Annotated in this window: 14 protein-coding genes; 3 read left to right on the top strand and 11 right to left on the bottom strand. The window is 66.0% G+C overall.

Features of this window, described 5'->3' with window-relative positions; genetic code table 11:
* Positions 1–381: helix-turn-helix domain-containing protein (locus tag D9C15_RS33970; RefSeq protein WP_240668343.1), on the top strand; the 381-nt coding region annotated here is incomplete at its 5' end.
* Positions 264–1,298 (top strand): tyrosine-type recombinase/integrase, encoded by a 1,035-nt coding sequence (locus tag D9C15_RS09170; RefSeq protein WP_240668347.1) that lies wholly within the window; start codon positions 264–266, stop codon positions 1,296–1,298. The genes D9C15_RS33970 and D9C15_RS09170, both read left to right, overlap by 118 nt.
* Here the strand turns inward: D9C15_RS09170 and D9C15_RS09175 are convergent.
* The 3 genes from D9C15_RS09175 to D9C15_RS33975 all read right to left on the bottom strand — a co-directional run bounded on the left by D9C15_RS09175 (position 1,285) and on the right by D9C15_RS33975 (position 3,094).
* Positions 1,285–1,647, bottom strand: a complete 363-nt coding sequence (locus D9C15_RS09175; RefSeq protein WP_127997155.1) for a hypothetical protein — start codon at positions 1,645–1,647, stop codon at positions 1,285–1,287. The two genes, D9C15_RS09170 and D9C15_RS09175, sit on opposite strands and share 14 nt — an antisense overlap.
* 160 nt (positions 1,648–1,807) lie before the next feature.
* The gene (locus D9C15_RS09180; protein ID WP_375138766.1) at positions 1,808–2,047 is read right to left on the bottom strand and encodes an antitoxin PaaA2 family protein; all 240 of its coding nucleotides are present in this window, start codon (positions 2,045–2,047) and stop codon (positions 1,808–1,810) included.
* Between the two features lie 513 nt (positions 2,048–2,560).
* Positions 2,561–3,094, bottom strand: coding sequence for a DUF302 domain-containing protein (locus D9C15_RS33975; protein WP_240668344.1), 534 nt, complete (start codon positions 3,092–3,094; stop codon positions 2,561–2,563).
* Between the two features lie 4 nt (positions 3,095–3,098).
* Here D9C15_RS33975 and D9C15_RS09195 point away from each other — a divergent pair, with 4 nt between their 5' ends.
* Positions 3,099–4,409 (top strand): NRAMP family divalent metal transporter, encoded by a 1,311-nt coding sequence (locus D9C15_RS09195; protein ID WP_375138767.1) that lies wholly within the window; start codon positions 3,099–3,101, stop codon positions 4,407–4,409.
* Here the strand turns inward: D9C15_RS09195 and D9C15_RS09200 are convergent.
* The 8 genes from D9C15_RS09200 to D9C15_RS09235 all read right to left on the bottom strand — a co-directional run bounded on the left by D9C15_RS09200 (position 4,399) and on the right by D9C15_RS09235 (position 11,357).
* The gene (locus D9C15_RS09200) at positions 4,399–6,186 is read right to left on the bottom strand and encodes an ABC transporter ATP-binding protein/permease (protein ID WP_205854761.1); all 1,788 of its coding nucleotides are present in this window, start codon (positions 6,184–6,186) and stop codon (positions 4,399–4,401) included. The two genes, D9C15_RS09195 and D9C15_RS09200, sit on opposite strands and share 11 nt — an antisense overlap.
* A gap of 54 nt (positions 6,187–6,240) precedes the next feature.
* Positions 6,241–6,585, bottom strand: coding sequence for a hypothetical protein (locus D9C15_RS09205; protein ID WP_240668345.1), 345 nt, complete (start codon positions 6,583–6,585; stop codon positions 6,241–6,243).
* Entirely contained in the window at positions 6,582–7,013 is a 432-nt protein-coding gene (locus tag D9C15_RS09210; protein ID WP_240668346.1) for a hypothetical protein, read from the bottom strand. Before D9C15_RS09210 ends, D9C15_RS09205 begins: the two co-directional genes overlap by 4 nt.
* A gap of 116 nt (positions 7,014–7,129) precedes the next feature.
* Entirely contained in the window at positions 7,130–8,647 is a 1,518-nt protein-coding gene (locus D9C15_RS09215) for a DegQ family serine endoprotease (protein ID WP_127997160.1), read from the bottom strand.
* A 67-nt stretch (positions 8,648–8,714) separates the two neighbouring features.
* Positions 8,715–9,509 carry a sensor histidine kinase gene (locus D9C15_RS09220; RefSeq protein WP_127997161.1) on the bottom strand — a complete coding sequence of 265 codons (795 nt, stop codon included), beginning with the start codon at positions 9,507–9,509 and terminating at the stop codon, positions 8,715–8,717.
* Positions 9,506–9,955, bottom strand: coding sequence for a DUF302 domain-containing protein (locus tag D9C15_RS09225; RefSeq protein WP_127997162.1), 450 nt, complete (start codon positions 9,953–9,955; stop codon positions 9,506–9,508). Before D9C15_RS09225 ends, D9C15_RS09220 begins: the two co-directional genes overlap by 4 nt.
* Positions 9,956–10,062: 107 nt before the next feature.
* A complete protein-coding gene (locus D9C15_RS09230; RefSeq protein WP_205854762.1) occupies positions 10,063–10,581 on the bottom strand; it encodes a hypothetical protein in 519 nt (172 codons plus the stop codon).
* An 8-nt stretch (positions 10,582–10,589) separates the two neighbouring features.
* Entirely contained in the window at positions 10,590–11,357 is a 768-nt protein-coding gene (locus tag D9C15_RS09235) for a COG4705 family protein (protein WP_127997167.1), read from the bottom strand.
* Between the last annotated feature and the right edge of the window lie 140 nt (positions 11,358–11,497).

Here is an 11,497-nt window from a genome sequence, read left to right on the forward strand (position 1 = left end):
TGCAGCCAGGAAGGCACGGACATGACTGCAGTGACACCTCTCTTCTACGACCTGCGCGAGACGGCGACGATGCTGCGCGTGGACTACTCCACGGCCTGGAACCTGGTGAACACCGGCCAGCTGAAAGCGATGCAGATCGGCCGACGCTGGAAAGTGACCCAGACCGCCATCGATGCCTTCGTGCAGCAAGGCACCGAGGCCGTGCAGCTACGGGCGCAGGGCCATCGCAACGCATGTGAACGCATTGGAGGCAGGACATGGGCATCCTCAAACGAGGCAACACCTGGTGGACCGACATCACCGCGCCAGGTGGCCAGCGCGTTAGACAGTCGGCTGAGACAACTGACCGCAAGGCCGCCAAGGAACTCCACGATCGGCTGAAGCACGACCTGTGGCGCCAAGCCAAGCTGGGCGACAAGCCCCGCTACACCTGGGAAGACGCGGCCCTGCGCTGGCTGAACGAACAGGGCCACAAGGCGTCGATCCGCGACGACGCGAAGAAGATCGAGTTCCTGACCCCGTTCTTCAAGCGCCTGCCGCTGACCGAGCTGACCTGGGACCGCATGCAGGCCGTGGTGGAAGGCCAGAAGGGCGACAAGGCGCCGGCCACGCGCAACCGCTACTACCAGCTGCTGCGGTCCATCCTGCGGCGGGCCATGCGCGAGTGGAACTGGATCGACAGCGTGCCGACCATCCGGCTGCACCGCGAGCCCGAGGGCCGGGTGCGCTACCTCACGCCCACCGAGATCGACACCTTCCTGCGCAACCTGCCCGAGCACCTGCGCTCACTGACGCGCTTCACCATCGCCACCGGCCTGCGGCGCGCCAATGTGCTGGGCCTGAAGTGGAGCCAGATCGACATGCAGCGCCAGGTGATGACTGTAGCCGCCAGCGACATCAAGAGCCGCAAGACCTTGGGCATACCGCTCAACGCCACGGCCATGGAGATACTGCGCGCGCAGATCGGCAAGCACGACGAGCATGTCTTCGTCTACAAGGGTAAGCGCCTGAACGCCACGGTGAACACCGCCTGGCGCAACGCGCTGAAGAAATCGGGCATCGAGGACTTCCGCTTCCACGACACCCGCCACACCTGGGCCAGCCTGCTGATCCAGAACGGCGTGCCCAAGGGCATGATCAAGGAGATGGGCGGCTGGAAGTCGGACTCGATGGTGGAGCGGTATGCGCACCTGGCGCCGGAGCATCTGGCACGGCATGCGGCGGTGATTGACGAACTGCTGCGAAAGGACGTGGAACCCATCTCTTTGGAGCCCGTCAAGTCGGTCAAGCGCACATAGAGTCTGGCCTCCCATCCATCAGGCTGCCGCCCTCCGTCCTCGCACGCGCCCAGGCCTGTGCAAGTGCGATCACCTGGTCGATCGAAGTTCCCGCGCTCAAGGCCGCGGCCGGGTTTGTGCCGCCAAGGGCTCCGTGGTCGCGCAGCCAGAACATCAGCCTCTCGGTATCTCGGAGGTGCCGCAGCGCGAGGCAGATCGCGACCGCGGTCAAACGATCTACGCTCAGCAACGCCTTGGGGAAGTACACGTTACCGTCGATGGCGATGCTGACCACCTCGCCGCTTGCGGTGGCCGTCGCCAGGGCCTCCAGCCGGATCCCCCACGCCTGTGCCAATTGCGGACCGGGCACGACGAGTCTTTCCTTGATCCACCGGGCACGCGCCGCTGCGCCGCGGGCCTGAGCAGCGACCAGGCCGCCTCGTGCCGGCCCTTGATCCTTGACCTCCCCAGGCAACATCGTGCGCAAACCTCCTGCAGGGAACCTCACCAGGAGTGGAACATGCTGACGTTCACTGTCGACGCGGGGCTTTGGAAGGCAAAGGAGGTTCAGCCGGAGCGCGATCGATGGAGGACCTGTGCTCAACGGCGTCGATCTCAGCTTCCATGGCGGCCATGGCTTCTTCGAGAGAGAGGCTTGGCCGCGGATCGTCCAGCGCGTCTTGGATTTCGGCGGCGAGCCATCGGTTGTGAGCTGCGGATTGATGGCCGGTTCGCATCGGTTCGGCCTGGCTGGCGTTGCGGTGGCTCATGTCGTTCACGGAGATGGTCAAGTCTTGGCGACGGTTCCGCCGCACTCACGATAGAAGCATCATGCGCATTCGACTGACGCGGCGCAACGGCCATGTGCAGCGGGGGCGGGATTCAGTAAGAATGCTGGCTCGGATCGCCAGTCGTCCCAGCCTGCCACGGAACTCGTGACCCTACGATTCGACGCCTCCGCCAGGGAGGCGGCACGGCCCACGACAACGGTGGCATTGAGGTCTTTGGCCAGAGAGAGCTGCAGACGCAACCGCCACCTTGCGTCACCTCGGCGCAATGGTCGCAAGCAGGCCGAATGAGCGACTTTAAGGTTTATGTCAACTCTTATGGGCACGCTTGCGCACGACCCAAAGTAGCCAACTTGCTCCCTGGGTGGGGCAGATCCCTTCGCCGACCCATCTTGAACCAGCGTCGCGGCCACCCGGCGTCCTTGAGGGCGATTGCCCACGTCGCGGAGCTCCTGTCGAGCGTCACCACCAATCCCGTCGCCGCTGGCCAAGCCTTCAGACTGCCAGAGTGCCGCCGCCACCCAGCGCCGCACAGGCCCTCCGCAACCGACTCTCCGCCTCGTCAGCCACCTTCTTCACGCCTGGCTTGCCCACCAAACCCACCATGGTCTGTGAGTCCAGGAACCCGACCACGACCCGCCCCGGTGCTTCCTCGCCTTGCGCAACTGCCAGCCCTTCGTGCGCGAGATGGGCGGAAGCTGGCACTGCTTTGCGCACAACGGCGAACCTCGCCGGTTCGAAGACCTGCTCGCGGCGGTAGCGCGCGGCATCCTCAAGCACCATCGCAATCCCATCAGGCATGGCTCGCGTCAGAAGGCTGGCAAACGCTCCCGATGCGATCGCGAACAGGCTGAGGGGACCGCAAGGACGAATCCGGCAGGCTGTCCTGCCCGCACGCTGACGCTGATCAGCCGCGGCGTGAAGACATGTCACCGGTGTCGGTGCAAGGGGCTGGTCTTTACGACCATCGGCATGGCCCGCCACGGCCGGCCAGCCAGAATCGACGTCGTCTTCGAATTCGTCGGACATGGCGATGGCTCCAGCGGCGCAACTCGAAGTTGAGGTCACGATGAACGCTGTTCGCAAGTTCTCTCCACCTTCGCTTAGGCGCGCCATCAACTTGCTGGGGCCGGGCTTGATCACGGGCGCGGCCGACGACGACCCTAGCGGCATTGCGACCTATTCGCAGGCGGGTGCGCAGTTTGGCTTTGCCATGCTGTGGACGGTCGTCTTCACCCTGCCACTGATGGCCGCCATTCAGATCGTCAGCGCACGCATCGGCTATGTGACCGGACGCGGCCTCGCGGCCAACGTGAAGCAGCACTTTCCGCGCTGGGTGCTGCTGTCGGTGGTGGGCCTGCTGCTGGTCGCGAACACACTCAATGTGGCAGCGGACATTGCTGCGATGGCCGAAGCAATGCGCCTGCTCGTTGGCGGATCGGCGCATGTGTACGCGGTGACCTTCGGCCTGCTCTGCCTGACCTTGCAGGTCTTCCTGCCCTACGCCACCTACGTGCGCTGGCTGAAGTGGCTCACCTTGGCCCTGCTGGCCTATGTCGCAGTTGCGTTCACGCTGCACGTCGACTGGCCGGAAGTGCTGCTCGCCATCGTGTGGCCGCGCCTCAACGATGCGCATGAAGCACTGCTGACCGTGGTGGCCGTTTTCGGGACGACCATCAGTCCGTACCTGTTCTTCTGGCAGGCTGCCCAGGAGATGGAAGACACCGGCCGAGCGAAGTCACCGGCGAACACCGCTGCCGACGTGCGCCGCCACTTGCGCCGCATCAAGGTCGACACGATCGCCGGAATGACGTTCTCCAACCTCATCGCGTTCTTCATCATCCTCAGCACAGCCGCAACGCTTCACACAGCGGGAGTGCGTGATATCCAGACCTCCGCACAGGCCGCCGAGGCGCTGCGACCCTTGGCAGGGGAATTCACGTTCCTACTGTTCAGCCTCGGCATCATCGGCACCGGGCTGCTTGCGGTCCCCGTGCTCGCGGGGTCGGCAGCCTATGCGGTTGCCGAGGCGGCCGGTTGGCGTGGCAGTCTCACGCTGCGCCTGGACCAAGGCGAAGGAAGGGGCTTCTATGGCGTGATCGCCGCCGCCACGGTCGGAGGCGTGGTGCTGTGCTTCACGCCCACCGACCCGGTCAAGGAGTTGTTCTGGTCCGCGGTCGTCAACGGCATGATCGCGGTACCGATCATGGCGGTCATGATGCTGCTGGCCGGCCGGCGCGAAGCCATGGGCGACCACGTCATCGGCCGCCGGCTGCGCTGGCTGGGCTGGGTGGCGACCGTGGCAATGTCCGCGACATTGGTTGCGACGCTGGTCACGCTGTAGCAGTGAGCACACTGTCCGCTGAGCATGTCGGTACGGCCGGCCGATCGCCCCCTCCTTGAATCGACCACTCCCGATCATGGAAGGGTCGCAGGCTCCTTCTATGGCCCACGCTGACGATCGTCATCGACGGGCGCTTGGCGATCAGCACCTGGTAGAGCTCCCGCTCTGCGGCTTCGTCGAGGGCAGAGCTCGATTCATCGAGGAAGAGCCAGTCTGGCCGGTGCAACAGGGCCCGTGCGAACTGCAGCCGCTGCTGTTCTCCAGGCGACAGGACGGCCCCCCATCCAACTCTGGCATCAAGCCTTTCGACATGGCGGCCCAAGCCTGCCTGCAGCAAGGCATCGGTCACCGCCTGCGCATCGAACTTGGACGCATCGAGCGGATAGGCCAGCGCTTCGCGCAGACTCCCTTCCGCAAGGTACGGCCGCTGCGGAACGAACATCAGACCCGGGTTGGCCGGCAGCACGATGCGACCGCTGCCGCTGCGGGCCAGACCTGCGATGGATCGCATCAGCGAGCTCTTGCCTGCACCCGACGGCCCGGTGATCAAGACGCGGTCCCCCGCTTCGAAGTACGCTCCGGGAACGCGCGCCAGTGGCTGGCCGTCGGGAGCGTCCAGGGTGACGCGATCGAGTCGCAGTTCATCGCGGCTCGACAACGAGAGCTCGATGGCGCGCCCGGCCCGCGCGGTCCGATCGTGCTCGCAGGCGGCTTCGAACGCCTTCAGCCGGCTGACCGTGGCGCGCCACTCCGCCAGCCGTGGATAGGCATCGATGAACCAGCTCAATGCCCCCTGCACCTGGCCGAAGGCTTGGGCCGTCTGCATCAGCCCGCCGAGTTGGATCGAACCGCTGAAGTAGCGCGGGGCGGCGGCGAGGATCGGGAACACGTTGGCGAGTTGCCCATAGCCTGCAGAGAACCATGTGAGACGCTTGGTTGTGCGGATCAGCCCGGACCAATTGGCGCGGACAGCGTCGAATCGGTCGCGCAGGCGCCGCCCCTCCCTGGCTTCGCCGCGGGCCAAGGCGATCGCCTCCGCATGGTCGCGAACCTGCACCAGCGTGTACCGGAAGTCGGCTTCCACACGCTGCTGTTCTCCGTTCAATCCCACCAGCGGACGACCGAGCCTGTGCGCGACCCAGGTGCCGAACAGGGAGTACGACACCGCGACCCAGAGCATGTACCCGGGGACCGCGACCGTCTTGGCGGCGTCGCCCGGCCAGGGAATCGGGAGACTCCCGGACAAGGTCCACAAGATCCCCGCGAAGGACAGGAGGGTCACGCTGGCGTTGAGCAAACCGAACCCGAGTTCGAGCGTCGAAGAAACGAAGCCGCGCGCGTCTTCCGAAATGCGCTGGTCGGGGTTGTCGATACGCCCCACTCCGTCAATGCCGATGCGATATGCCGTCCCCGGCTCCAGCCAAGCCTGCGCAAGATGCTCGGTCAACCAGCCGCGCCAGCGCATGAACAGGAGTTGCTGCAGGTACTGACGATAGACCGCAACGACGATGAACACCGCGGCCAGGCCGCCGAACACGGCCAGCTGCGTCGAGAAGCCGGACAGGTCGTGGTTCTGCAGCGTGTTGTAGAAGCTGTTGTTCCATGCGCTGAAGCGCACGTTCAACCACACGGTGGACAACGTCAAGCCGACGACCGCCGCGAGCAGCGCCCAGGCTCGACGCTGGTCGCGCGCACGCCAGAACGGGGCGGCCAGCGACCAGCCGTCGCTCAGCGCCCGTGCAATGCCGGGCGCCCGATGTCCTGCAGGATCAATCAAGGTCGAGTCCCTCGCCCTTCCGACGTTGGAAGGCGCAACATGACAAAGCAGCCCTCAGTTGATGGCGAAGGCCAGCATCACGGCGACCAGGGCCAGAAGACCGATCCCGGCAATGAACACCGCTTCGGCTCTGGCTTCGTAGCGCACCCCAAATCGCTGCGAACGCATCGACATGAAAGACATCGCGGCGCTCACCAGGAAGACCAGGGCATCGATGGCAAGCAACTTGTCGATCACCATGCGCCATTCGCCACCCGGGCCGAGATGCCCGATCGACAGCACCGTCATGCACACGCCGATCATCGTGGCCGAGGTCGGCAGGATGTGGGCCGACAGGCCGCTGCCGGCTGCCCGCTCCACGCGCGGCGGCGGCGACAGCGGCGCCGAAGGCCCGCTCACGAGTGCTTCTGCCCGACCTGCGATTCACCCGTCTCGGCCGGCCACAGGAACACGGCCTTCGCCGGATGCCCTGCCTTCACGACCACCTTCTCGTGCAAGGTCTTGCCGGCGAAGCTGGCCTCGACGCTGTAGCGGCCGGGCGCGAGCCTGGCCAGGAAAAGCGGCCCGCCCGCCGTCGCATCCAGTGCGGTGTGGCCCCGGGCATCACGCACCAGGACCTTCACGTCGGCCGCGAAATCCGCTCGCGACTTGTCCTTGACCGCGAACTCCAGCGTCAAGGGCCAGTGGCGTGCCGCCCCTTCGATGGCCCGAGCCTCGTCCTGGCCGATGCCGCCGCTGAGGTACTCGACGCCGGCGCTGTGTTGCAGCGGCGGCAGGGGCGCGGCCGCCTGTGCGGCACCCGCGCCGAGAGCGAGCGTCGCCAGCATGACCGCGAGCAACTTTCGCGATGGATAGGTCTTCATCTGATGACTCCTTGTGGGAAGGGTGGAGCGGCGATGGATCGCAGTGCGTCGCTCCGTGCACTGCCTTCGCGCCGCATCGGTCAGCCGATGCGCACGGGCACGAAGATCTTGTTGCCGTCGCGCTGGATCAGCAGCGCCACCGACTTGCCTGAATTCGCCACCGCTTCGCGCACCTGCTCGACGCTCTGCACCGGCTTGCCGTCGACACCCATCAGCAGGTCGCCTTGCTGCACGCCGGCCAGCGCGGCCGGGCCGGCGGCGTTCTCAACCAGCAGCCCGCCGTCCACGCCCGCCTCGCGCCGTTCCTGCGGCTGCAACGGGCGCAGCGCGAGGCCCAGCTTGCCCTTGCCGACCGATTCGTCGGCGCGTGCCGCCTGTGCCTTCTTTTCGCTGGCGTCGCCAAGCTTGGCGCTGAGCTCCTCGCGCTTGCCCTGGCGCCACACCTCGAGCGTGACCTTCTCGCCGGGGGTTGCCTGGCCGATCAGGGCCGGCAGGTCGCCCGATGCCACGATCGTCTGGCCATTGACCTTGCGGATCACGTCGCCCGTCTTCAGGCCGGCCTTGTCCGCGGGCCCGCCTGCATCGACGTTCGACACCAGCGCGCCTTCGGGCTTGTCGAGCTTGAACGAGTCGGCGAGCGTCTGGTTAACCTCCTGGATCGCGACGCCCAGCCGCGCATGGCTGGCCTTGCCGGTGGCCACGATCTGATCCTTGATCTTGGTGGCCAGGTCGATGGGGATGGCGAACGACAGCCCCTGGTAGCCTCCGGTGCGGCTGAAGATCTGGGAGTTGATGCCAACGACCTCGCCCCGTGCATTGAACAGCGGCCCGCCAGAGTTGCCCGGGTTGACGGCCACGTCGGTCTGGATGAACGGGACGAAGCTGTCGTCGGGCAGCGAGCGACCCTTGGCGCTGACGACCCCGGCGCTGACGCTGTTCTCGAAACCGAAAGGCGAACCGATGGCCAGCACCCACTGGCCGACCTGCAGGTCCTGCGAGCTGCCCAGCGGCACCGTCGGGAGGTTCTTCGCGTCGATCTTCAGCACCGCGACGTCGGTCTTCGGGTCGGAGCCCAGCACCTTGGCCTGGAACTCGCGGCGGTCGGTGAGCTTGACGGTCACGTCCTTGGCGTCGCGCACCACGTGCGCGTTGGTCAGGATGGTGCCGTCGGCACTGACGATGAACCCCGAGCCCTGCCCGCGCACGGGCATCTCGCGCTGCCCGCCGAAGCCGCCGTTCGGGCCCTGGAAGCGGCGGAAGAACTCGAAGAACGGATCGTTCGGATCCATGCCTGGGACACCGCGGCGCTGCGCGGCCGGCGCCTCGTCGGCGTCGTCGTTCGACGCCTTTTTCATGCCGCTGACACTGATGTTGACCACGGCCGGGCCGAAGCGCTGCGCGATCTGCGAGAAGTCCGGGGCCGCGATGCCGCCGATAGCCGCATTGGCGGTGGCGACGACCGCAGGCGCGGCCGCATGGGCGCGCGAGCCGGCCACGAAGGTGGCGCCCGCGCCGCCCAGCATGCCAGCGGCGACGAGAGCGAGCACGAGACGGGTCGGGGTCAACGTGCGGGTCGGAGTGATGGAACGTGTGGTCATGGATGCTCCTCGAGCAAAGAATGTGTTGGACACGAATTCAATGTCGGCCCGAACACTTAGACGGTTCTTAATCGACGCTCAGACCGCCGAGTGCAGGCGATGGCCCGACCACTGACGGCACGATGACGGTCACCGTCGTGCCATCGTCCGGCTCGCTCTCGAGCACCACACCTGCGCCCAGGTCGCGCGCCAGACGCGCCACGATGCCGAAGCCGGCACGGTCGTACTGCGGCGAGAGGTCGCGCTGACCGGACAGCACGCGATTCAGACTCTGCTGCACTTGTTCGTCCAGTCCGACGCCATCGTCGACGACGATGAACTGCACTCCGGCGCCCGGTTTCGTCGCATCCAGCGGAGCCGCCCGCAAGACGACCAACGACGCTTGCGAATGCTTGATCGCATTGACGAGCAGATTGCTCAGCAGCCGATGCAGCGCACGTGCGTCAGTCTTGAACCGCAGCGTCCCCGCATCGACCCGGACCTGGAGGCGCATACCGTGTTCCGCCGCGAACGGCGTGTACAGATCTGCCAACGCAGGTACCCAGCGAGCCGGATCGACGGTCGACAGCGAGGCGACCGAAGCGCGACCGACGAGGCCAGGTTGACCGAGCCGATCAATCAAGTAGCGTAGCTGCGCGCTTTGCTCCTCGACCAGGGGCCTGAAGCGACTGGCCGCCTCGTCACGAGACTGAAGCAACATCATGCTGATCAGACCGAGGACTGCGTTGAGGTGGTTGCGGATATCGTGCAGAGACTCGCGCACGTCCTGCAGCAAGGCGTCGCCCTCGTTGGTGGCCGGATGCGATGAATCGCCGCGAGGGGAAGGCGATGTCGAGTTCTTTGTCGGCGTTTCGGTGCTCACCGCAGCCCCCTGATCACCCGATGCATGGCGGCCTCGAAGCTGCGGGCCAGGCGCGCCACCTCCGCGGCGTGAGAGAACTCCGTCATCAGCGCGGACGGCATCGGTGTCGTCACCGTCGTCACACCGCCCTGGTCGTGCATGGCGATGCGGCACGGCAGCACGTGCGCCAGCCCTGCGTCGAGCGCAATGAGCTGGGCCGCCAGTCGCGCATTGCAGACCTCGTAGATGCGGCATCGAAAGTCGAGCTGGATTCCCTTGGCCGCCAAGGCCTGCGCCAGGTCGTGGACGTGAAGGATGCTCAGGTCATTGGCGGCCAGGCAGCCTTCCAGCCGTGCGGCCACCTCGTCGAACGGCTCATCGCACACGGCGGCAAGCGTGGACTCGCCTCGGATGTAGGAATCGGCCTTCAGCAGGGCGAAGGATGCGGGCTCGTGGTTGCGCTTCATCGTGAACTCCTGTGAACAAGCCGGTGGCTCGCCATGAGTCCATCGTCGACCTCGAGAGTTAGACCGGACTTAAAGCCCGCCCGCGGGAATGGGCGCCCGTCAGCGCATCAGAAGCGCGCATGCACAACGCCGCTGCCCTGCAGCTGGCATTCGCCCTCCCCGCCGCCGCTCATGCCCAGCAGCGGGCGAGCCAGATGGAATCGGCAGCGCATTCGCTGCCCACTGCCGGTCTGCAGGTTCGCCAGCACCTTGCCGGTGTAGCGCGTGCTGAACTGCGTCCACTCGTAGCTTTCGCCAGGCCCCCAACCCCAGTACGGCCAGTCGCTCCAACCCACGGCCCAGCCGTTCCACAGGGGTGAGACGACCTGCTCGCGCGTCTGCTGAGTGATCTGGAAGAAGCGCCCCTGATAGGTGGCGTTCGGGAGGGTGGCCACCATCGCGCCGCTGATACCACCGTCGGTGCTCTTCCATGAGAAGAGCACGGGCTCATCCGCCTTGCCCTTGCGCGACAACTCGCCGCCGCCCATGCCGGTGGTGCCACATGCGCCCAGCAGAAAGAGCGTCGCAGAGACGGTTCCCAGCCACGCCAAGCCCGAAGTTCTGAAGGTCATGATCCCTTCCTTCATTGGTGAATTCAACGCGGTTCGACACGAGCGGGTTCGACGCTCGCGCCGGCGCGCATCTGGGCCTTCGTCATGACGACGATCAGCCCGAGGATGACCGCGAGAAACAGCGCGCTGGTGCCGACGGTGCCCAGACCCAGACCGCCGTTGGTCCGCGGTTGCGACAGGAGGTCGCCGAACGAAGCGCCGAACGGCCGGGTCAGGATGTAGGCAATCCAGAAGGCGACGACGGCGTTGAGCCTGAACAGCCGGTAGGCCGCGAACGTGAGGCCGATGCCGGCGCCGAAAACCATGGCCGAGTGCAGATAGCCGAGCTTCAGCTGCTCGGCCAGCAGATCCCCGGCCGCCGTGCCGAGCGCGAAAGTGAACAGGATCGCCGCCCAGTAGAACAGCTCGCGCCGGGTGGTGAAGATGGTGTGGATCGACAGCGTCCGCTCCACCGAGTACCAGACCGCGAACGTCGACGCGAGCGCCAGCGCGAAGATCGTGGTGGTGGTCTGCAGCGCAATGCCGAAGTGGTCGGTGAGGTTGTCCGTGATCAGCGTCCCCACGACGCTGATGAGAACCACCGACACCCAGTAGATCCAGGGCACGTAGCGGTCCTTGCGGAACTGCAGCACCAGCGCCGCGATGAGCAGCGCGCCCATCACGAAGGAGGTGTTGGTGAGGCCCAGGTTGAGATTGGTGTTCAGGAAGTCGGCGGCGGTCTCGCCGACCGTGGTGGCCATGATCTTGATGACCCAGAAGTACAGGGTCACCAACGGCACCTTGTTCAGCATCTCGCGCGCGGGCGCACTCGGCAAGTGATCCATGGGTGTCTCTCCTCGATGTAGTTGAAAACTGCGACCGTAGGGGAAGCCCGCGGCGATGTCCCGCTCGCTGTTGAACCGTGACCGGTGACGGCTCCTCGGTGGACATG

It is taken from the genome of Piscinibacter defluvii, from assembly GCF_004011805.1.
GTDB classification, from domain to species: domain Bacteria; phylum Pseudomonadota; class Gammaproteobacteria; order Burkholderiales; family Burkholderiaceae_C; genus Piscinibacter; species Piscinibacter defluvii.